Origin of the sequence: Curtobacterium citri, assembly GCF_030362955.1 — a bacterium.
In the GTDB taxonomy this organism is placed as follows: Bacteria; Actinomycetota; Actinomycetes; order Actinomycetales; family Microbacteriaceae; genus Curtobacterium; species Curtobacterium citri.
The window spans coordinates 437,617-459,194 of sequence record NZ_JAUCML010000001.1 but is presented as its reverse complement, the minus strand read 5'-3'; the positions used below and the strand labels follow the sequence as shown (position 1 = coordinate 459,194).

At 73.0% G+C, this 21,578-nt stretch carries 16 protein-coding genes; 7 read left to right on the top strand and 9 right to left on the bottom strand.

The window, feature by feature from the left end; translation table 11 throughout:
• The first annotated feature begins 35 nt into the window (after window positions 1-35).
• Window positions 36-1,346 carry an exopolysaccharide production protein gene (locus tag QUG92_RS02205; RefSeq protein ID WP_289457516.1) on the top strand — a complete coding sequence of 437 codons (1,311 nt, stop codon included), beginning with the start codon at window positions 36-38 and terminating at the stop codon, window positions 1,344-1,346.
• A 76-nt stretch (window positions 1,347-1,422) separates the two neighbouring features.
• Here QUG92_RS02205 and QUG92_RS02200 read toward each other — a convergent pair whose 3' ends face one another.
• The 4 genes from QUG92_RS02200 to QUG92_RS02185 all read right to left on the bottom strand — a co-directional run bounded on the left by QUG92_RS02200 (window position 1,423) and on the right by QUG92_RS02185 (window position 7,071).
• A complete protein-coding gene (locus tag QUG92_RS02200; RefSeq protein ID WP_289457515.1) occupies window positions 1,423-2,175 on the bottom strand; it encodes a polyprenol monophosphomannose synthase in 753 nt (250 codons plus the stop codon).
• Between the two features lie 51 nt (window positions 2,176-2,226).
• Entirely contained in the window at window positions 2,227-3,591 is a 1,365-nt protein-coding gene (locus tag QUG92_RS02195; protein ID WP_289457514.1) for a hypothetical protein, read from the bottom strand.
• A gap of 147 nt (window positions 3,592-3,738) precedes the next feature.
• Window positions 3,739-5,808, bottom strand: a complete 2,070-nt coding sequence (locus QUG92_RS02190) for a LasA N-terminal domain-containing protein (protein WP_289457513.1) — start codon at window positions 5,806-5,808, stop codon at window positions 3,739-3,741.
• 231 nt (window positions 5,809-6,039) lie between these two features.
• Window positions 6,040-7,071, bottom strand: a complete 1,032-nt coding sequence (locus QUG92_RS02185) for a glycosyltransferase family 2 protein (protein WP_182046789.1) — start codon at window positions 7,069-7,071, stop codon at window positions 6,040-6,042.
• A 121-nt stretch (window positions 7,072-7,192) separates the two neighbouring features.
• On the opposite strand from QUG92_RS02185, the gene QUG92_RS02180 reads away from it, so the two are divergent.
• The 6 genes from QUG92_RS02180 (at window position 7,193) to QUG92_RS02155 (ending at window position 15,183) form a co-directional block, all read left to right on the top strand.
• The gene (locus QUG92_RS02180; RefSeq protein WP_289457512.1) at window positions 7,193-9,760 is read left to right on the top strand and encodes a glycosyltransferase; all 2,568 of its coding nucleotides are present in this window, start codon (window positions 7,193-7,195) and stop codon (window positions 9,758-9,760) included.
• 68 nt (window positions 9,761-9,828) lie between these two features.
• The gene (locus QUG92_RS02175; protein ID WP_259346164.1) at window positions 9,829-10,725 is read left to right on the top strand and encodes an ABC transporter permease; all 897 of its coding nucleotides are present in this window, start codon (window positions 9,829-9,831) and stop codon (window positions 10,723-10,725) included.
• A 5-nt stretch (window positions 10,726-10,730) separates the two neighbouring features.
• Window positions 10,731-11,969 (top strand): ABC transporter ATP-binding protein, encoded by a 1,239-nt coding sequence (locus QUG92_RS02170; RefSeq protein ID WP_289457511.1) that lies wholly within the window; start codon window positions 10,731-10,733, stop codon window positions 11,967-11,969.
• A gap of 1 nt (window position 11,970) precedes the next feature.
• Window positions 11,971-13,086 (top strand): glycosyltransferase family 4 protein, encoded by a 1,116-nt coding sequence (locus tag QUG92_RS02165; protein ID WP_289457510.1) that lies wholly within the window; start codon window positions 11,971-11,973, stop codon window positions 13,084-13,086.
• The gene (locus tag QUG92_RS02160) at window positions 13,083-13,928 is read left to right on the top strand and encodes a glycosyltransferase family 2 protein (protein ID WP_289457509.1); all 846 of its coding nucleotides are present in this window, start codon (window positions 13,083-13,085) and stop codon (window positions 13,926-13,928) included. Before QUG92_RS02165 ends, QUG92_RS02160 begins: the two co-directional genes overlap by 4 nt.
• A 100-nt stretch (window positions 13,929-14,028) precedes the next feature.
• Window positions 14,029-15,183 (top strand): glycosyltransferase family 92 protein, encoded by a 1,155-nt coding sequence (locus tag QUG92_RS02155; RefSeq protein WP_289457508.1) that lies wholly within the window; start codon window positions 14,029-14,031, stop codon window positions 15,181-15,183.
• Between the two features lie 84 nt (window positions 15,184-15,267).
• Here QUG92_RS02155 and QUG92_RS02150 read toward each other — a convergent pair whose 3' ends face one another.
• The 5 genes from QUG92_RS02150 to QUG92_RS02130 are packed head-to-tail and all read right to left on the bottom strand — an operon-like array spanning window position 15,268 to window position 21,397.
• Window positions 15,268-17,271: a glycosyltransferase family protein gene (locus tag QUG92_RS02150; RefSeq protein WP_289457507.1), complete on the bottom strand. Its 2,004-nt coding sequence runs from the start codon at window positions 17,269-17,271 to the stop codon at window positions 15,268-15,270.
• Window positions 17,271-18,134, bottom strand: a complete 864-nt coding sequence (gene rfbA, locus QUG92_RS02145) for a glucose-1-phosphate thymidylyltransferase RfbA (RefSeq protein WP_289457506.1) — start codon at window positions 18,132-18,134, stop codon at window positions 17,271-17,273. The genes QUG92_RS02150 and rfbA overlap by 1 nt, the downstream gene beginning before the upstream one ends.
• Before the next feature lie 9 nt (window positions 18,135-18,143).
• A complete protein-coding gene (locus QUG92_RS02140) occupies window positions 18,144-18,752 on the bottom strand; it encodes a dTDP-4-dehydrorhamnose 3,5-epimerase family protein (RefSeq protein WP_182046782.1) in 609 nt (202 codons plus the stop codon).
• A gap of 30 nt (window positions 18,753-18,782) precedes the next feature.
• Window positions 18,783-19,886, bottom strand: a complete 1,104-nt coding sequence (locus QUG92_RS02135) for a glycosyltransferase (protein WP_289457505.1) — start codon at window positions 19,884-19,886, stop codon at window positions 18,783-18,785.
• On the bottom strand, window positions 19,883-21,397 hold the full coding sequence (locus tag QUG92_RS02130; protein WP_289457504.1) for a glycosyltransferase family protein: 1,515 nt from the start codon (window positions 21,395-21,397) through the stop codon (window positions 19,883-19,885). The genes QUG92_RS02135 and QUG92_RS02130 overlap by 4 nt, the downstream gene beginning before the upstream one ends.
• Window positions 21,398-21,578 lie beyond the last annotated feature (181 nt).

Sequence of the window (21,578 nt, the reverse complement as noted above, 5' to 3'; positions counted from 1 at the left end):
AGCGCCCGCCGGGCCGCATGCGCAAGGATGGGTGGGTGACGGACGGACGGGTGACACGCGGAGCACTCGCGCGCCGCTACCTGTCCGCCTGGATCGGCTTCTCGGCCGGTGGCCGGTTCAGCCAGGCCCTCGCGACCGTGATCGTCCTGTTCGCCTTCGGGCAGCCCGCCGTGCACGACGTCGTCGGGACGGCCGGCACCTGGTCGGTGCTCGTGACGCTCGTCGTGCTCGCCGGCCTGAGCCTGCTCGGCCAGCGGTACCGGATCGAGTGGCACGGCGTGCTCCCGCTCTCCCTGCTCGCCTTCGTGGGGTTCTGCGGGCTGAGCGTGCTGTGGAGCCAGTACTCGTGGGTCGCCCTCCGCGGCTTCACCGAGACGGTGTGCTTCGTCGGCCTCGGGCTGTACCTGGCGCTCGGACGCGACCTGGTGCAGGTCATCCGGGCGTCCGGCGACGCCTTCCGGATCCTGCTCGTGGTTGCCCTCGGGCTCGAGGTCCTGTCCGGTCTCGTGCTCGACGTCCCGTTCCCCGGGTTCGGCATCCGCGGTGACATCGCCTACGGCGGCCCGATCCAGGGCATCGGCGGCACCCGCAACTTCATGGGCTTCGTCGCGGCGACGGCGCTCGTCACCTTCGTGGTCGAGTTCCTCACCCGCTCCGTGACGACGTGGCGCGCCCTCGCGTCGACCACGCTCGCGGTCATCGCCCTGATGTTCGTGCAGTCCCCCATCACCGGGCTCGCGATGATCGCCCTCGCCGTCACCGCCCTCGCGCTCTGGGCGCTGCGGCACGCGAGACCGACGACCAGACCGGTCGTGAACACGGTGCTCGGCGGCACGGTGCTCGCCATGCTCGTGCTCGCGGTGCTGGCGCGGCAGCGGATCCTCGCCGAGATCGGTGCCGCCGGCGGCACCCGCACGCGAATCGACCTGTGGACGCAGATCCGGGTCCTCGCGGAGCAGTTCCCGATGCAGGGCTGGGGGTGGGTGGGCACGTGGCCGTCCGAACCCGTGGTGCCGTTCGTGGCCTTCGTCGACCCGTCCGGGGTCCGCTACACGTCGGGCCTCAACGCCTTCGTGGACGCGTCGCTGCAGATCGGCCTCGCCGGGACCCTGGTGCTGGCCTTCGCGGCGCTCCTGGCGTTCGCGCGGGCCTGGGTCACCGCCACGACCTTCCCCGGGGTCGCGTACGTGTGGCCGGCCGCGCTCCTGGTGCTGCTCGGGGTGACGAGCACGGCCGAGAGCTACCTGCTGCACGGGGCCGGGCTGATGGTGTTCACCGCCGTCCTCGTGATCGCGGCCCGACGGCGGTCCTGGCGTCGGCACCTGCCCCGCGTCGACCACGGCTGACTGGGCACGGCTGACCGGGCGCGGCTGACCGGGCGCGGACCGGACGGTACCGCCCGACCGCGCCGGTCGCGCTCCGTCAGCGCCGGCGGCCGAACCGGCGCTGCAGCCCCCACTGCGTGGTGCGCAGCATCGCCTCGACCACGATGGCCTGGCTCATCTTCGAGACGCCGCGGACGCGGTCCCGGAAGCGGATCGGCACCTCGACGATGCGGCCGCCGAGGTCGTGCACGCGCAGGGTCATGTCGACCTGGAAGCAGTAGCCCTTCGAGTCGACGGCGTCGAGGTCCATGCGGGCGATCGCGTCCGCCCGGTAGACGCGGAAACCGGCCGTGATGTCGCGCACGTCGAGTCCGAGCACGATGCGGGCGTAGGCGTTCCCGCCGCGGCTGAGGACCTCGCGGTGCTTCGGCCAGTCGACGACCGAGCCGCCGGCGGTCCACCGCGACCCGATCGCGAGCAGCACGTCGTCCGCGGGGTCCGCCGAGGCGACGGCGTCGATGAGCGCCGGGAGCCGGTCGGCGGGGTGCGAGCCGTCGGCGTCCATCTCGACGAGCAGGTCGTACCCGCGCTCGAGGCCCCAGCGGAACCCGGCGACGTAGGCGGTGCCGAGCCCGAGCTTGCCCGTGCGGCGGAGCAGGTGGACCCGGTCGTCCTCGGACCCCATCGCCTCGACGATGTCGCCGGTGCCGTCCGGGCTGCCGTCGTCGACCACGAGCACGTCGGCACCGGGCACCTCGGCGAGCACGCGGCCCACGATCTCCTGGACGTTCTCGGCCTCGTCGTAGGTGGGGATGACGACGAGCGGGCGAGGCGTGGACGGGTCAGGCATGGTTCTCCGAGTGGTGCGGGGGCGGTACGGGGGCGCTGGCGCCCGGGGCGGTCAGGGCTGGTGCTCCGGGAAGGCGTCGGTGCGGATCGTGGTGCACCGCAGGGTGACGCCCCACCCGGTCGGCGCCTGCTGCAACCGGGTGTCCTGGACTCCCCCGTCGCACTGCTGCCGACCGTCGCGCACCGCACTGGTCCACGTCGGTGCACCCGACCGTGCCACATCGTACGGGGTCGCGCGCCAGCCGAGGAACGCGACCCACCCGACGAGCACGAGCACGGCGACGACCACCAGCGGTCGACGCCCGGTCCGGAGCAGCCGGTCGGCGGCCAGGACGACGAGCGCGACCAGGAACATCGAGGACGCGGCCGCGTAGCGCAGGTAGCCCGTCCGCCCGAGTGCACCGAGCCCGTCCTCGGAGAAGTCGATGAGCGGCGTCGGGTTGAGGAGAACCCCGGCGGCCCAGGCCAGCGGTGAGGCGACCAGGAGCGTGATCGCGAGCGTCCGGAGCGGTCCGAGACCGTCGCCCCGGCGCCAGCGCCCGACGAGCACGACGGCCGTCGCGGCGACGAAGCCCACGGCCAGGAGCGCCGGGAGGACCAGCCCGTACTCGCCGAGGCGGTCCGCGGCGGACGACGCCTTCGGGTAGAGGACGCTGAGCACCGGCTCGACGAACCAGCCGGTGACGACGTCGCCGAGGCCCTGCTGGAACGGCGGCCGCACGCGCGGCGACGACAGCACGGAGGCGAACTGGAGCGCGAGTCCGACCAGGAGGCCGCCGGCCACCGGCCACGCGCGACGGTGCCGCACGGTCAGCAGCACGAGCGGCAGGAAGTACACCGACTGGATCTCGCTGAGGGCGACGACGAGCGCGACGACCCCAGGCGTGACGGCGCCGGCCCAGGTGCGTGGGCGGACGAGCAGCACCACCGGGACGAGGAAGAGCAGGAAGGAGTGGAGGTTCGCCGTGTTGCCCAGGACCTCGAACGCGATCACCGGGGTCAGCACGGGAACGAGCGCGAACAGCGACCGCGTCACGGGGTGCGGCAGGACCGCACCGGAGAACGCCACGGTCGCCGCCGCGACGAGCCCGACGACGATGCAGCAGAGCGCCGTCACGGCCCGGGCGTAGTCGGCCACGGGCAGCGCGGTCGCGACGTCGGTGAGCAGCCGCGGCACGAGGTGCTGGTAGCCGTCGTAGGGGTGCACGAGCGACGCGAGCGGCCCGAGCTGCAGTCGCTGCTGGAGGAACAGCGCGGAGTCCTCGGCCCAGAGCGTGTCCCGTGCACCCGCCGGCAGGCGGAGCCAGGCGACCACGGCGGCCACGACGCCGACGAGGACCGGCAACGAGCGGCTCGCCCACCGGGGAACGGCGACGGTCCTCGTCGTCGGTGCGGGGACGGCGCTGGCGGTGCTCACGTCGGACATCATGGCGGACGGCGGTGCGGTTCCGCCCGAGGACGAGCCGCTGGTCCTCTCAGCAACGGACGCGTCAGCAACGGACGGGGCCGCCGGCGCCGTCGGTCCCCCGACGACCCGACGGCCCCGACCGACCCGGTGCCGGCCCTACGGGACCGTGACCGTCCGGCAGCCGAGCGTGGTGTTGGCCCCGCCGTTCGCGTCGATGGCGTACACGCACACGTCGTGCTTCCCCGACGCGGCCGCGACGGTCCCGCTGAACCCGCGGTTCCGCCCGGCGGCCGGGTACGCCTTGGCCACGTCCGCACGCAGCCCGTTCGCCTGGAGGCGCGCACCCCGCCCGTCGACGTAGACGTCGACGGGGACCACCGCGGTGGTGTCGGCGTCCCACGCCCACCCGCGCACCGCGACGCCGCCGCTCGTCGCGGTCACGGCGTCGAGCCCACCGCGCGGCGCGTTGCCGACCTGCACGGTGTCGCAGCGGAAGGTCGGGTTCGACCCGCCGGCCGAGTCGATGCCGTAGACGCACACCTGGTGCGGTCCCGGCGCCGCCGTGGCGGTCAGCGAGAACCCGTGCGCGGCGCCGTAGGCGGGGAAGATCCGGCCGATGTCCGAGCGGGTCTGGTTCGCGACGAGCCGCCGGCCGGCACCGTCGATGTACACGTGCACGTCGATCGGGTTCGTGGTCTTGCCGTCGATCGCCCAGCCGCTCACGGTGATGCCCGTCGCGGTGCCCGTGAACGTGTCGAGCCCGCCGTCCGGCCGCGCCGCGGGGACGCGCACCGATGCGGTGGCGCCGAGCTGCTTGTCGATCCCCTTGCCGGTGTTGACGCCGGTGACGGTCACGTCCTGGGTGCCGTCGACACCGGGGACGACGGCGTCGAAGCCGTGTCCGGACCCGGCTGCCGGGTACACCCGACCGACGTCCGAGCGGACCTTGTCGGCGCGGAGCGTGGTGGTCTTCCCACCGGCGACCACGCGGACCGAGATCGCCGGCTTCTGCTGGTCGGCGTCGATCGCCCAGCCGCGGACCCGGATCCCGCCGGGGACGGCCTGCGCGGAGTCGACGCGACCGAACGGCGACGCGGAGACGACCGTGACGGTCTTGCACCCGAGGGTCGTGTTGCGCGCGCCGTCGACCGAGACGGCGTACACGCACACCTTGTGGCTGCCGGGGGCGGCCGGCACGTCGGCCGAGTACCCGTGGGCGCTGCCGGCCCCGGGGTGTGCACGGCCCACGTCCGAGCGGGTCTGGTCCGCCACGACCTTCTTGGCGGCCGAGTCGACGTAGACGTGCACGCTCGAGGACGACCCGGGGGCCGTCGGGTCGATCGTCCACCCGCGGACCGTGACGACGTCGCCACCGCCGACGACCGCGTCGAGCGCGCCGATCGGCTTGGCGGACGCCGTGGGCGAGCCGAACCAGTCGCTGTACATGCGCCAGAAGTTGCGGTTGCCGTAGGCCGAGCAGCCGTCACCGGTGCCGTAGAGGTTGTTCAGCGCGGCGGTGTTCGGCGTGTACGGCGTGTAGTAGTACAGGGCCGCGGTCGCCTTGTTCTGCACGGCGACGCCCTTGGTGCCGCACGAGGTCGGCACGTTGTACTGGATCTGCCGGGTGCCACCGGGCGCGAACCAGGTGAAGTAGTTGCTCGTGCCCGAGGGGTTGCCGTAGCGCTTCCACTGCCACGCAGCCCAGTACACCTGGTTGCCCACGCCCGCGTAGGCCGGGTCGCAGCGGCCCTGCGCGTTGTCCGGGCAGGCGTAGCCCATCGCCCGCTCGAGCACGGCGGCGGAGGGGCCGCGCGAGGTCACGAGCGCCTGCTCCTTCTGCAGCGTGACGAGGATCACCTTCGGGCTGATCGAGCACGCCCGACCGACCCGCGTGATGATGTCGGCCGCCGAGAGCGAGGAGCCACCGGTGAGCGCACCGCACATGGCGTCGGCGCCGTGGCTGTTCAGCGAGTAGCGCCCGTTGCGGAGGCAGCCGCTGTTCGTGCACGAGCCGACCTGGCCGTTGAGGAACGACTGCACCTGCGACGCCGACATGGAGTCGCCGTCGTAGAAGTTCGCGTCGGAGATGATGTTGCCGGCCTGGAACGACGACCCGCTGAGCGCGTCGGCGCGCTCCTGGGAGGACGTCGGGCCGGCGAGCTGCACGGCGACGAGCACGCTCGCGAGCATGAGCACGCTCGCGAACGCGGCGATGACCTTCTTCACGTCGGGGGCCTTCCTGCGGGGCGACGACGGGTGACGGGAGGTACACGGGTTCGGGAAGCGGATCGGCCGACCCTGGAACGGCCTGATCCACACGTGTCGCATCAGGTTACATCGGTCACAGCGATCACACAGCCCCCATCTGTCCCCCCGTCCGGGAGGCGCGCGGCGCGTCCGTCGGGCGGGCTGCGGTGACCGAGCGGGCCGCTCTCCGGGCGGCGGCTGCGCGGTCCGTCAGCCCCCGTCGACCAGCAGGGCCTCGACCGCGCGACGCGCGGAGCCGTCGACACCGTCGCGCCGACGGGCGCGACGGGCGTGGCGGACGATCCCCGGTGCCTCCCGGACGAACCGCAACCACTGCCCGGTCGTCAGCTGCGCCCCCGCGGGGCGCAGGACGTCGCGCACCAGTCGGGCGAGCGTGCGGAGCACGACGCGCCCGACGAGCGCGGGCGACCCGTTCCGCAGCACCACCGCGAGGCGGTTCCGCATGCTCTGGTACCGCACCAGGGGCGAGTCGCTCCCCGAGCTGGCCGCGTGGCGGTGCGTCGCGACCGCGTCGGGGGCGTGCCGGACCTCGTACCCGGCGAGGCGGAGCCGCCACGCGACGTCGAGGTCCTCGTAGTACATGAAGAGGGACTCGTCGAACCCGCCGACGGCCTCGAGCGCGGCACGCCGGAGGAACACCGCACCGCCGGAGAAGCCGAACAGCGGCGCCGTCTCCGGCGCGTCCTGCAACGGGCGCAGCCAGTCGCGGTCGCGGCCGTTCCCGGAGCGGTCGAGCACCACGCCGGTGCCGTTGACCAGCGTCCGGCCCGCCGGCGTCCGACGCCACCGGCCGCCGTGCGGCGCCACGAGGTCGTCCGGCTCCGGGTCCGTGCCGGTCGGGACCGGGGCGAATCCGCCCTCGAGCACCACCGTCGCGGCGACCGCGGCGACGCGCTCCCCGCCGGCCCGGAGCGCGGCGAGTCCGCGGTCGAGGAACCCGTGGTCGGCGACGGCGTCGTTGTTGAGGAGCACGACGACGTCCCCGGTCGCCGCCGCGAGGCCGCGGGACACCCCGCCGGCGAACCCGGCGTTCGTGCGCTCCGGCACCACCACGACCGACGGCAGGTCGGCCCGGTAGGCCGCCACCGTGTCGTCGTCCGCCTCGTTGACGACCAGCACGAGCTCGACGGCCGCCTCGACGCGCTGCGACAGGACGGACGCGACGGCCCGACGGGTGAGCTCCGGCTGGTGCCAGTCGACGATGATCACGGAGACGTCCACGGCCCCAGTGTCGCAGGCGGCGCGGGGCCGCGGGCCGCCGAGCACGCCCGGGTATAGTGGTGCCGCTTTCCGGGCGACCGTTCCGAGGGCACCACCGCAAGCCGACCCATGGAGTCCTTCCGTGTCCACTTTCGCGCCCCGCGTGTCCGTCGTCGTCATCAACTTCCGCGGGACGGACGACACCCTCGAGTGCATCGCCCGCCTGACCGAGGTGGACTGGCCGGCCGACCGGCTCGAGATCGTCGTGGTCGAGAACGGCTCCGGCGACGACAGCGAGCAGCGCCTCCGCGCCGAGCTCGGCGGGCGGTCGAACGTCCGCATCATCGTCTCCGCCGAGAACCTCGGCTTCACCGGCGGCAGCAACCTCGGCGCGCGCGAGGCGACCGGCGAGGTCGTCGCGTTCCTGAACAACGACGCGAAGCCCGACGTCAACTGGATCAAGGAGGGCATCGCCGGCTTCGCCCCGAGCCCCCGGGTCGCGGCGGTCGCCAGCAAGGTCCTCGACTGGGAGGGCAAGACCATCGACTTCGTCGAGTCCGGCCTGTCCTGGTTCGGCATGGGCTACAAGAACCACATCGCCGAGCTCGACGACGGCCGCTTCGACGCCGCGCGCGACCTGCTCTTCGGCACCGGCTCGGCGCTCTTCGTGCGCCGCGACGTCTTCCTCGAGGTCGGCGGCTTCGACGAGGGCCTGTTCATGTTCTACGACGACGTGGACCTGGGGTGGCGCCTCAACCTGCTCGGCTACCGGGTGCGCTTCGCCCCGCGCTCCGTGGTCTTCCACAAGCACCACGGCTCGATGAAGTCGTTCGGCGACCACCGCGAGATGTACCTGCTCGAGCGGAACGCGCTGCACCTGCTCTACAAGAACCTCTCCGACGAGAACCTCGGCACCTTCCTGCCCGCGGCCCTCGCCCTGCTGGCCCGCCGCGCGGTGGCGAAGAGCGGCCGCGACTCGGAGGAGTTCGACATCCGCCGGTTCACCGGCGCTCCGGACGAGTTCGACCCGACGACGCCGATGTCGAAGGAGGCCGTCGCGGGGCTCTACGCCCTCGACCAGTTCGTCGCCGACCTGCCGGGGCTCTCCGAGGAGCGCCGCCGCATCCAGGCCCAGCGCGTCAAGACCGACAAGGAGGTGTTCCGCCTGTTCGGCGACGCCTTCAAGCCGCTGTTCGAGGACGGCTACTTCCTCCAGGGCTACCAGGCGATCATCGAGGCCTTCGACGTCGAGCAGCCGATGCACCGCACCCGCGTGCTCATCATCACCGGCGACGCCCTCGGCGAGAAGATGGCCGGCCCGGGCATGCGCGCGTGGAAGATCGCCGAGGCGCTCAGCGAGCACAACGACGTCCGCCTCGTCACCTGGAACGTGGCGAACCGGAAGACCGACCGCTTCGAGGTCTCCCGCGTGCCGCTGCAGCACGAGCGGACGATGAAGGACCACGAGGAGTGGGCCGACGTCATCTTCTTCCAGGGCTACGCGCTGCACCACTTCCAGACGCTCCAGCGCTCGAACAAGATCATGGTCGTCGACCTCTACGACCCGATGCACCTCGAGCAGCTCGAGCAGGCGCGGGACAACGGCGACGTGGGCTGGCGCAACCAGGTCCAGAGCACGACCGAGGTCATCAACGCGCAGCTCGAGCGCGGCGACTTCTTCCTCTGCGCCTCGGAGCGTCAGCGCCTGTTCTGGCTCGGGCAGCTCGCCGCGGTCGGCCGTGTCAACCCGGACAACTACCTCGCCGACGACAACCTGAACAAGCTCATCGCGATCGCCCCGTTCGGCATGGACTCCACCCCCCCGGCGCACGAGCGCAAGGCGATCCGCGGTGTGACGCCCGGCATCGGCGAGGACGACAAGGTCGTCATCTGGGGCGGCGGCATCTACAACTGGTTCGACACCCCGTCGCTCGTCCGTGCCGTGGCGAAGGTCGCCGAGACCCACGACGACATCCGGCTCTTCTTCCTCGGGGTCGCGCACCCGAACCCGGACGTGCCCGAGATGGCGATCGTCTCGGAGACGCGGCGCATCAGCGACCAGCTCGGCCTGACGAACAAACACGTGTTCTTCAACGAGCAGTGGGTGGCCCTCGACGACCGCCAGAACTACCTGCTCGAGGCGGACGCCGGCGTCTCGACGCACTTCGCGCACATCGAGACGACGTTCTCGTTCCGCACCCGCATCCTCGACTACATGTGGGCGAACCTGCCGATCGTCACGACGGACGGTGACAGCTTCGGCGACCTCGTGGCCGCGGAGGGCATGGGCGTCGCGGTCAAGGAGCGGGACGTCGACGGACTCGCCGCCGCGCTCGAGTCGATGCTGTACGACCCCGAAGCCGCCGCCGCAGCGCGTGCCGCCGTCTCCCGCGTCCGCGAGGACTTCACGTGGGAGCGGGCGCTCGAGCCGCTCGTCGAGTTCTGCAAGGACCCGCTCGTCGCGGCGGACCGGGCCCACGAGGCCGCCGTGCCCGCCGGGTCGGTCGCCGCCGCCGGACGCCCGCGCGTTCAGCTCAGCCCGGCCCGCGCCCGGGAGCTGCGGTTCCACCAGATCGCGAACAGCCGGCACGGACTCGTCCGCGACGCCCGGCTGGCCGCCTGGTACCTCCGCGAGAACGGTGCGTCGGGCCTCCGCGACAAGGTCGCGAACCGGGCGCGCCTGATGCGGGAGAGCCGGAACGGGCGCTGACCGTCGGCGGCCGTCGACGGTCGCCGATGTACAGTTGTCCGTCGCCCGCGTCGAACGTTAGGACCCCCTTGAGCAACATCGTCACCGAGCGGTTCGAGCGCCTCCGGCAGGAACAGATGGTCCCGGCCGGTCGCCCGGCCACCGCCGTCATCGGCTCGCTGCGGGAGATCGTCGCGCACCGCCAGCTGCTCGACCTGCTGATCCGCCGCGACCTGAAGTCCCGGTACAAGGACAGCGCGCTCGGCTTCGCGTGGACGCTCATCCGGCCGCTCGTGCAGCTGGCGATCTACTACTTCGTGCTCGGGCAGATCCTCGGTGCGTCCCGGAACATCCCCGAGTTCGCGATCTACGTGTTCTCCGGGCTGACCCTGTACGGGCTGTTCAGCGAGATCGTCGCCGCCGGGACGGCGTCGATCGTGTCGAACGCCGGGTTGATCAAGAAGATCTACCTGCCCCGTGAGATCTACCCGCTCGCGAGCGTCGGCGCGGCACTGTTCAACTTCGCCGTCCAGCTCGTCGTGCTGCTCGCGGCCGCGATCCTGCAGAGCGGCTTCGCCTGGGTCCGCCTCGACCTGCTCTACTTCCTGCCGTCGGTCGCCGTCGTGCTGATCTGGGCCACGGCGCTGGCCCTGCTCCTCGCGGCGCTCAACGTCTACCTGCGCGACATGCAGTACCTCGTCGAGGTCCTCGTGCTCCTGCTCATGTGGGCATCGCCGATCGTCTACAGCTGGCAGATGGTCGCCACCCGGGCACCCGAGTGGCTGCTGTCGATCTACACGTCCAACCCGATCACCCTGGCCGTCCTCGGCATCCACCGCGCGTTCTGGACCGCGGGCGCCGACTCCGAGTACCCGTCGCACCTCCTGCTCCGCATGGCCGTCGCCGCCGTCGTCGGGCTGGTCGCGCTCCTCGTCTGCCAGCGCGTGTTCGCCAAACTGCAGGGCAACTTCGCCCAGGAGATCTGACCCCGATGAGCACCGAAGAGATCGACCAGGAGACCCGCTCCCCGTTCCGCGACGCCCCCGCCGTGGTGACCGTGCGGAACGTGTCGAAGCGGTTCACGATCCGCAAGGACAACTCGCTCAAGGAGCGCGTCGTGACCCTCGGCCGTGCCGGACGCCGGCACAGCGAGGACTTCTGGGCGCTGAAGGACATCAGCCTCGACATCCCGGCCGGCACCACGATCGGGCTGCTCGGTCCGAACGGGTCCGGCAAGTCCACGCTGCTCAAGACGATCGGCGGCATCCTCGAGCCGACCACCGGCTCCGTCGAGCGTCGCGGCCGCCTCGCCGCGCTCATCGAGCTCGGCGCCGGGTTCCACCCGGACCTGACCGGCCGCGAGAACGTCTACCTCAACGCCGCGATCCTCGGCCAGACGCAGGAGGAGACCGAGGCCCGCTTCGAGGACATCCTGCAGTTCTCCGGCATCGGCGACTTCATCGACACCCAGGTGAAGTTCTACTCGTCCGGCATGTACGTGCGACTCGCCTTCGCGGTCGCCATCAACACCGACCCCGACGTCCTGCTGGTCGACGAGGTCCTGGCCGTCGGTGACGAGCAGTTCCAGAAGAAGTGCCTCGACAAGATCCGCGAGTTCCAGGAGCAGGGCCGCACGATCATCCTCGTGTCGCACTCCCTCGGCCAGGTGCAGGAGCTGTGCGACTCCGCCGTCGTGCTGCACCACGGCGAGGTCAAGTTCCAGGGCTCCGCCCGTCTCGCCGTGAAGAACTTCCGCGAGATCCTCGAGGGGCGTCGCCTGGCCGAGGCCGAGGCGGCGCACCCGGAGGAGGACGCGAACCCCGCGGCGGTGGAGCGCGTCGAGCTCGAGATCCCCGGCCGCGCCCCGGGGTCGGAGCACCACCACGGCGACGACCTCGTGGTCCGGGCGACGTTCTCCCACAAGGACGTGCTGCCCGAGTGGCGCGCCGGCATCAAGATCGAGAACCACCTCGGCCACCCCGCCTTCGGCATCGACAGCCGCCAGACCGAGGTCCGGCACGACCCGCTGCGTGGCACCGCCACCGTCGAGTGGCACCTGAGCGACCTGCGCCTGGGCGGCGGGCAGTACTTCGTCCACGTCTTCCTGGCGAAGCCGAACGGCGAGCACATCGTGATCCAGCGCGAGGCCGCGCGCTTCGTGGTCGAGGACGAGGACACCCAGTCCGGCATCGCCTGGACCCGGACGACCGAGCGCCAGGTCAGGGACTGACGTGGGGGCACGCCCCGTGCTCGTCGACGCCACCTCGGTCCCGCCCAACCGCGGCGGCGTCGCGCGCTACATCGCCGGGCTGCTCACCGGACTGCACGAACTCGGCGTCGTCGTCGACGTCGTCGCGAAGCCCGAGGACGTCGCCTGGCTGCACGACGCCGCCCCGTCGCACCGGTACCGGGTCGCGCCGTCGTGGACGCGCTCGCGCCCGCTGCGGCTGGTCTGGGAGCAGGTCGGCCTGCCCGGCGTGCTGCGCCGGTCGGGTGCGGCGGTCCTGCACAGCCCGCACTACACGTTCCCGGTGACCCGCGCCTCCCGGACCGTCGTCACCCTGCACGACGCGACGTTCTTCAGCGACCCGGCGGCACACTCGCGCCTGAAGGGCGCGTTCTTCCGGACCTGGACCCGGCTGGCGCGTCGGTTCGCACGCGCCACGGTCGCGCCGAGCGCCGCCACCGTCGCCGAGATCGACCGCTTCGGGGTCCCGGCCCGCCGGCCGACCGCGGTGGCGCACCTCGGCGTCGACCGCAGCGTGTTCCACGAGCCCGGCGCCGACGAGGTGGCCGCCTTCCGGACCGCACACGGCATCGCCCCGGACACCGACTGGATCGCGTTCCTCGGCACGGTCGAACCGCGCAAGCAGGTCCCGGCGCTCGTCGCCGCGCACCGGGGGCTGCCGGACGCTCCCCCGCTGCTCGTCGCGGGTGGGCTCGGCTGGGACGACGAGGCGCGTCGCCTGCTCACGGCTGCCGGTGACCGACCGGGCGAGTCCCTGCGCCACCTCGGGTACCTGCCGATCGAGGAACTGCACGCGTTCCTCGGCGGCGCGCGGGTGGTCGTGTACCCGAGCACCGGCGAGGGGTTCGGGTTGCCCGTGCTCGAGGCGATGGCTTCGCACGGGGACGTCCTGACGACGCGTCGGCTCGCGATCCCCGAGGTCGGCGGCGACGCGGTGACCTACACCGAGCCGGGAGCCGACGCCATCGCCGACGCACTCGCGGCGATGCTCGCGGACGACCCCGCCGTGCGGGCGGACCGGGTCGCGCGGGCTGCACGCCGGGCCGCCGGGTTCACCTGGGCGGCCTGCGCCGCGCGGCACGTCGAGGTCTACGCATGACCGCCCGCGCCGCCATCGTCACCGTCTCCTACAACTCGGAGGACGTGCTGCCGGCGTTCCTCGCGTCCACCGCGGCCGCGTCGGGTCGGCAGGTCGAGGTCGTCGTGGCCGACAACGACTCCGCCCACCCGGACGTCCTCCGCGCGGTGGTCGAGGGGGCCGGCGCCCGGTTCCTCGAGCTCGGCGAGAACCGCGGCTACGGGGCCGCCGCGAACGCCGCGGTCGCGACCCTCGACACGGACGTGTCCTGGGTGCTCGTCTCGAACCCGGACGTCGTGCTCGAGCCCGGCGCACTCGACCGGATGATCGCGACGGCCGCGGACGACCCGACGATCGGCGCGGTGGGACCGCGGCTGCTCGAACCGAACGGCGAGGTGTACCCGTCCGCGCGGCTGGTCCCGTCGCTCCGGACCGGACTCGGACACGCCCTGTTCGCGAACATCTGGCCGCGCAACCCGTGGACCCGCCGGTACCGGCAGGACGACGACCACGACGGGCAGCGGGACGCGGGCTGGCTGTCCGGTGCCTGCCTGCTCGTCCGCCGGGACCTCTACGACCGACTCGGCGGCTTCGACGAGCGCTACTTCATGTACTTCGAGGACGTCGACCTCGGGTGGCGGATCGGACGTGCCGGCTACCGGAACGTCTACGAGCCGCGCGCGGCCGCGACCCACGTCGGCGGGACCGCGACGCAGGGCGCCTCGGAGCGGATGCGTCGCGCCCACCACGAGAGCGCGTACCGGTTCCTCGCCGGGAAGTACTCCGCGTGGTGGCTCCTGCCGCTGCGGGTCGTGCTCCGTGCCGCCCTGACCGTCCGCGCCCGCTCCACCCACACGCGCTGACCGCGCGTCGCGGAGCCGGCCCCACCGGACCGCGGTACCCTCGCTCAGCCCTCCGGGCGCATGCAGCGCGCCCCGACCCGATCCCCCTCCCGGAGTCCCGATGAAGACCGCCGTCACCCTCATGGTCCGCGACGAAGCCGACGTCCTGCCCGCCTGGCTCGAGCACCACGTGGCACAGGGCTTCGACGTCTTCGTGATCACGGACAACGGCTCCGTCGACGGCACGGCCGAACTGCTCGCCGCCTTCGCCGACCGCGGGGACGTCGTCGTCGACCTGCGCCACGACCCGGTGCACCGCAAGCAGCAGGGCGTCGTGGTGACCGGGATGGCCCGGGACGCCGCCGTCCTGCACGGTGCAGACTGGGTCGTCAACGCCGACGCGGACGAGTTCATCGTGCCCGTCGACCGCTCGCTCACCGTCGGGCAGGTCCTCGAACGGCTCGACCCCGCCGTCGGGGCGTTCACCGTGCCGGTCGTGAACATGACCGGGGCGATGGCGGAGTCCGGCGCGGGGCTCGGTCGGCTCCACTGGCGCGACGAACGGAGCGCCGAGGAGCTCCGGGCCGTCGGGCTCCTGGCCCCGCCGAGCTCGAACGCGGTGCACGTGGGCGACCCCGAGGTCGTCGTGGTGCAGGGCAACCACCAGGTGAGCGTGGCGAACGGCGCCCCGGTGCCCGACGAGCTCCGGCTCGAGGTGCTGCACCTGCCGTGGCGCTCCTGGGCGCAGTACGCGCACCGGGTCGAGGTGAGCGGACTGGCCTACGAGGCGAACCCCGAACTGTCGCCGAGCCCGCGCCACCACGGCATGCGGGACTACCGCCGCCTGCGGGAGGGCGTCCTGCGTGCGGTCTTCTCCCTCCGGTTCGTCGACGACGAGGACGCGGCGGTCGGCCCCTTCCGCCGGGACGACACGATCGCCGAGCTGCTGCTCACGCCTCGGGGTGGAGCCGCCTCCGGCGTCGAGGTGCCCGCTGAGGTCGACGTGCCGGCAGCCGAGTTCCGGGCGCTCCGGGCGACCGGCCGGGCGGTCCTGGCGCGCGACCACCGCATCGAGGAGCTCGAGGACGCCGTCCGCGACGCCGAGGCGACCGCCGAGATGCTCCGGTCGACGGTGCAGCACGAGCGGGACCGTGCGGACGCCGCGAACCGACGCATCGGCGAGGTCGAGGCCGAGCTGACCGCCGTGCGGGCACGCCGCGTGGTCCGGCTCGCCGACCGGGCCGGCGAGGTCGCCCGCCGCGTGCGTCGCCACTGACGTCGGCGGCGCACCGCTCATCGACGGCAGGGCACCGCCCATCGACGGCAGGGCACCGCCCGTCGACGGCAGGGCACCGCGGGCTCAGCGCTGGCGCTGCCGCCGCACCGCGTCCAGCAGCACCTCGGCCCGCGCCCGGAACGCGTGCTCCTCGCCGATCCGCCGGCCCCGCTCCCGACGCTCCTCCGCCGTCAGCCGCTCCCCCTCGGCGACGACCGCGCGGAGCGTCTCCACAGAGTCGTACGTCCGGACGGCGCCGTGGAAGAGCTCGTCGACGCCGGGCACCGGGTCGGTGACCACGAGCGCCCCGGTCGCCGCGGCGTCGAACAGCCGGTTCGAGACGAACCCGTCCCGCGCCATGTCGTGCCAGTGGTCGTTGAGCACGACCCGGGCGTCCCGGTAGAGCGCCGGGAGCTCGTCGTTCGGGACGAACACCCCGCGGTGCACGCCCGCGGGCAGCAGGTCCTCCCACCCCTCGCCCCACACGGCCAGGTCGAGTCCCGCCGCCAGGGCGTCCCGCACGACCGGTCGGAAGACGTCGCGGGTCTTGCCGACGAAGACCGTGCCGAGGTCCGGGTGCGCGGTCGCCGCGCTCACGGCCGCCGAGGGCACGTCCGGGTGGAAGCGCGCCGGGTCCGTCGCCTGGAGCAGCGGCCGCACCTCGAGCCCGGTCTCGGCGGACACCCGCGCGGCCCAGACCGGGCCGGCGGCGAACCGCAGGTCGTACCGCGCCAGTTCCGCCGGGCGGACGAGGTCGGGGTGCGAGATGACCCAGAGCACGTTCGTCGCGGACGGGTGCACCGGGGTGTCGTCGAGCCCCCGCAGGGTGAGGGCGACGTCGTCCAGGTGCTCGGACGTCGGGCGGACGTGCGACTCACGGTGGTCGACCACGACCTCCTGCCCGAGCGAGCGCAGCGCCGCCGCCAAGTCGGCGGCGAAGAACGTGTCGCCCCAGTCGTCGCCGCGGGCACCGGGGTGTGCCGCGATCCGGACCGACCAGCGCAGGCGTTCGCCCCGGTCGCGCAGCTCCAGGCGGGCGGCGTCCCGTTCCGCGCGCACCAGCGGCTCACGGAGGGCCACGGGTGCACCCACGGGGTCGGCCGTGCCCGCGGCGGGGACGAAGCCGAGCCGTGCGAGCGCGGGTGCCGTCACGGTGTCGATGCGGTCCCGCCACACCGCGAGGGCGTCCGCCGCGTCCGTGTCGTAGCGTCCCTCGCGGATCCCGCCGCCGTCGGCCGTCGCGCCCACGGCGACGTACGCCCGGCCCACCGGCAGCGCGACGCACCGACCGCCGGCGGCGTCGGCGGTGTCCCGGGTCAGGCGGGCGACCGCGGTGCGGGTGTCCACGGTGCGGACCGGGGTGGCGAGGTCGGCCGTGCGCGCGGCGAAGCAGGGCAGGTCGGCGGCGAACACCGGCGTGCCCGGCTCGTGCGGGCCGGCGAACGCATCGGCGTCCGCGGCGGGGTGACCGCGCAGGAGCGACGCGACCGGGGCGGTCGGCTGCGGCAGGGCGGCGCCGGCACTGGCGACCAGGTCGTCGGTGGTGCGGAGCACCGGGACCGCGACGACGACGGGCTCGACCACCGCGGCCGTGGTCGGCGTGACGGCCGCGACCAGGCGGTGGTGGGCACCGTCGGGCAGGGTCACCCGTGCGTCCTGCACGAGCACGACCGCGGACCGCAGGAGCGGGCGGGCCGCGGCGACCGCGCCGCCCCACGTGGCGGCGACGGTCGGGCGCGCCACGGTGTACCCGTCCCCCGGCGCGACGGGCGGGTAGGTGCTGGTGGGTCCGGCGTGCACGTCGTGGACCGTGACCACGACCGCCCCGGCACCGGCGGCCCTGGCCGCCTCGACGGTCGGCAGGTGAGCACCCCGGCGGAAGGCGCGCTCGTCGACCGTGACCACGACGTCGAAGCCGTCCGCGTCGACCTGCGGTGCGTCGACCACCAGGGACGTGTCGACCGGGAGGCGCGGCTCGACCGGCGACGCACCCGCCGTCGCGGGGGTGGTCGCGTCGTCGTCCGCGGCACCGGCGGGCGGCACCGGACCGGACCGCCCGAACAGGCGCCCGAGCCCGGTGCGCGCCATCAGCCGCGGAGCAGGTTCTGCAGGTACACCCCGTAGCCGCCCTTGACGAGCGGGGCCGCGAGGTCGGCGAGCTGCGCGTCGTCGATCCACCCGTTCCGCCAGGCGATCTCCTCGATGCAGCCGATCTTGAAGCCCTGCCGGTCCTCGATGACCTTCACGTACTCGGACGCCTGCATCATCGACTCGAACGTGCCGGTGTCGAGCCACGCGGTGCCGCGGTCGAGGACCTGCACGCCGAGGGAGCCGGCCTCGAGGTAGCGCTCGTTGATCGTCGAGATCTCGAGCTCGCCGCGGGCGCTCGGCTCGATCGTCTTCGCGATCTCGATGACCGCGTTGTCGTAGAAGTAGAGCCCGGGCACGGCGTAGTTCGACTTCGGCTGCGCCGGCTTCTCCTCGATGGAGACGGCCGTGAAGTCGTCGTCGAACTCGACGACGCCGTAGGCGGTCGGGTCGGCAACGTGGTACGCGAAGATCGTGGCGCCGTCGACCGCGGTGTTCTTCCGCAGGTTCGTGCCGAGGCCGGTGCCGTGGAAGATGTTGTCCCCGAGGACGAGCGCGACGCTGTCGTCCCCGATGAACTCCTCGCCGATGACGAACGCCTGCGCCAGCCCGTCCGGGCTCGGCTGCACGGCGTACTGGATCTCCATGCCGAGCGACGAGCCGTCGCCGAGCAGCGCCCGGAACTGGTCGTTGTACTCCGGGGTCGTGATGACGAGGACCTCGCGGATGCCGGCCATCATGAGCGTCGACAGCGGGTAGTAGACCATCGGCTTGTCGTAGATCGGCATGAGCTGCTTGCTGATGCCCTTGGTGATCGGCCAGAGACGGGTGCCGGAACCGCCGGCGAGGATGATGCCCTTCACGGGTCTCCCTTACTTCTTCGTCCGGAGGGACTCGGTGTACGCGACCGCTTCCTCGTAGGTCGGGAGCAGCCCCTGCTCCGCCGCCTGCTCGAGGGTGGGCGCCGTGGTGTCCTTCTCGGAGAGCACGGGCTCCCCGAGGCCGTCGGGCAGCGTCAGCCCGACGGTCGGGTCGAGGATGGTGATCCCCTTCTCGCGCTGCGGGTCGTAGTGCGCGCTGACGAGGTAGTTGACGGTCGAGCGGTCCTCGAGCGCGACGATCGCGTGCCCGAGCCCCTCGGACAGGTAGACGGCCTTGCGGTCGACGTCGTCGATGCGCACGCTGTCCCACTGGCCGAAGGTCGGGGACCCGACGCGGATGTCGACGATGTAGTCGATGAAGGCGCCGCGCACGGCGGTGACGTACTTCGCCTGGCTCGGGGCGACGAGGGCGTAGTGGATGCCCCGGGCGACACCGGCCGACGAGATCGACATGTTCACCTGCCGGAGGTCCAGCGGGTGACCGACGGTCTCCTCGAGGACGTCGGCACGGTACGCCTCGAGGAACGCTCCTCGTGCGTCGCCGTGCTGGACGGGCGTGAACTCCCACGCGCCGGGGATCTTCAGTTCGCGGATCTGCACCGCATCACCCTAGCAACGTCCCCGTCGCGGTCAGAGACCGAGCGCCGCGCGCCAGGGACCGTCGGCGGTGAGCAGCCGTTCGGCCGTCACGTACACCCTGGCGTCCGCGACGCGCTGGTCGGCCTCGCGGAGCGCCGTGCCGAGCTGCTGCCGCCAGGACGCCGGACGGTCGTCGGCGAGCAGTCCGCCGTGGCGCTCGACCCCGTGGTACGACGGCCGGTCCGAGCCGACGAAGGGCAGGCCGAGCATCGTGTACTCGAGGAACTTGAGGTCGCTCTTCGCGTCGTTGAACGGGTCGTCGGTGAGCGGCGCGACGCCGGCCGACCACCGGGCCGCGTGCTGCCGGAGGAAGGCGACGAAGTCCGGGTAGTGGGTCGCGTCCGCCGGGAGCGGCAGTCGGTCGTACCAGGTCGCCGCCTCGTCACCGGTGACCCCGACGATCTCGAGCCGCACCGGACGGCCGTCGTCGTCCGTGAGCCCGTCGAAGGCCGGGCGCAGCAGGTCGAGGTCGTCCGTGTGCGTCGCGGAGCCCATGTAGAGCACCCGCCGCGGGCCGTCCGGGTCCGGGGCGGTGCGTCCGGCGTCCCAGAGTCCCGGTTGGACCGCGTTCGGCACGACGACCGCGTCGGCGACCCCCGCGTCGGCGAGCACCCGCCGGAGGCGGTCGGTGGAGACCACGACCGCGTCCGCGCCGTGGACGAGCCGCTCGACCGAGGCGAGTCGCTGCGGGTCGTACTCAGCGCGCGCGAGCCGGGCACGTGCCTCCCGGCTGAAGAAGTCGTCGTCGACCTCCGCGACCACGCGCGTGCCCTCCGAGGCGGCGCGCGCGAGCGCGGCGTCGAGGTGCGACGCCGGGAAGGCGTCCCGCTGCACGAGCAGCACGTCGAGGTGTGCGGTGTCGGTGCCGTCCGCCCAACGGGTCGGTTCCACCTGCGCGACCCGGGCGGCACCCGTCGCTGCGAGGGCCGAGAGCCGACCCGTCACGCGGACGTGGGCGGAGGCCGGGTGCACCCCACCCGCCCCGTGCACGACGAAGCCGACGAGCGGTGGCTCGACCACCGGTCCGGCGGGGGCCACCGGCGTCGTGCCCGTGCGGCCCAGGAGCCGGCCGACCGCCGAGCGGAACCCGCTCACCGCTCGGAACCGACCGTCGCGGGCGCCGCCGGCACGTCGGGCGTCGGCGTCTCCGGAGCCGTCACCCGCGGGCGGCGGAGGGCGCTGATCCAGAAGACCGCCAGCGTGACCACGAGGGCGACGACCGCCGCGACGGTCGCGACCCGGGCGATCTGCAGGGGGACGGCCGAGAGGTACGGCGGGGTCGCGAGCTGCAGGATGTCGAACCACACGCGCCCGGCGACCACGGTCCACACGGTGACGAGCACGGGCGAGACGAACCGTCCCCAGCTCGCGAGGCCGTAGCCCATGACGACCGCGAGGATCGGCATCATCGGCAGGCCGTACCGGGTCTGCGGCGCACCGCCCTGCATCACGAAGAACACCTGCAGCACGACGAGGAGCACGAACACCGCCAGGAGCATGAGGACGACGAGGGGCTCCGCGAGGACGGACGGCTCGGCGACCGGCGCGGTGGCACGACGTCGGGCGAGCAGGCCCGTGCGCGGGGCGACCGGTGCGGCCATCCGGTTGCGCCGGAGCCGACCGACGACGAGCACGACGAGCCCGAGCACGACGGGGACGACCAGCAGGGCGTAGGTCCAGTCGGACGAGCCCACCGGCTCGTGCCCCCGGAAGACGGCGAAGACGCCCTTCCAGAACGACGCGCTCGTCACGGTGTCCGGGAAGGTCGCGGTGACGCGGTTCATGTGCGTCTGGGACCACTCGGGGTGGCTGCCGGCGACGTTGCCGCTCGTGGCGATGTTGTGCAGGTAGAACCACCCGGCGGCGGCCACGGGCACGACGACCGAGAGGGCGGCGGCGACCACCCGACCGACCCAGCCGTTCCAGAAGCCGGGGCCGCGGCGCAGGCCGAGGGCGCAGAGCAGGCCCACGGCGACCGCCACGAGGAACACCGCGAACGTGAGGCGGCTCAGCATGCCGCCGGTGGTGACCAGTGCGGCGCCGACCACGAGGGGGGTGGAGATCCCGCGGCGGATCGCGGTCGCCGCGACGCCGAGCGCGAGGGCACCGAAGGCGACGTTCGGCAGGTCGTTGTAGACCGCCCCGCCGACCAGGAGCAGCATGCTCGTGCAGGACACGACGATCGCGGCGACCGAGGCGACCTCGGGCCGACCGGGGGCGATGCGCCGTGCGGCCCAGGCACACGCCAGGACGGACGCACCGGCGAACAGCGCGTTGACGCTCCGTCCGGCGAGCACCGCGAAGTAGAGGTGTCCGCCGTCCCACAGCGGTCCGACGACCGGGGCGAGCACCCAGTAGAAGAGGGGCGGGTGCTGCGCGACCCACTGCACCGGCGGCAGCGGACCGAACGGCGGTCGGATCGTCAGGCCGTTCTCGAAGACCGGGAACGTGCCGTGCCAGACGTCGATGACGTAGTCCAGGTGCGCGGGCTCGTCGGCCGAGTTCAGCGGGGGCGCCTGGAAGGCCACGGCGGCGGACGCCAGGACGGCGAAGACCGCGGCGGCGATGACGACGACCGTGTGGACGGAGGGGAGGAAGCGACGCACGGTCCCCGATCCTCCCATGCCCGGCCGTGTGCTGACGCTTGCTCGACACACGGGTGTGGTGCGGTTCCGTGCCGTCGAGGGCATCCCGTAGGGTGTCGGGTGGCCGATCGGCCGACCACGAGTCCGGCGGGGCGACAGGGCACCGCACGCGGCCGACCACCCGAGAGAACGAGAACGCAGC

What these genes read in the sequence shown, in the direction of transcription:
- QUG92_RS02200 (WP_289457515.1), bottom strand. Translation starts at nt 2,175, where the DNA reads ATGCCTGACCCGTCCACGCCTCGCCCGCTCGTCGTCATCCCCACCTAC.
- QUG92_RS02170 (WP_289457511.1), top strand. Translation starts at nt 10,731, where the DNA reads ATGAGCACCGAAGAGATCGACCAGGAGACCCGCTCCCCGTTCCGCGAC.
- QUG92_RS02160 (WP_289457509.1), top strand. Translation starts at nt 13,083, where the DNA reads ATGACCGCCCGCGCCGCCATCGTCACCGTCTCCTACAACTCGGAGGAC.
- QUG92_RS02155 (WP_289457508.1), top strand. Translation starts at nt 14,029, where the DNA reads ATGAAGACCGCCGTCACCCTCATGGTCCGCGACGAAGCCGACGTCCTG.
- QUG92_RS02150 (WP_289457507.1), bottom strand. Translation starts at nt 17,271, where the DNA reads ATGGCGCGCACCGGGCTCGGGCGCCTGTTCGGGCGGTCCGGTCCGGTG.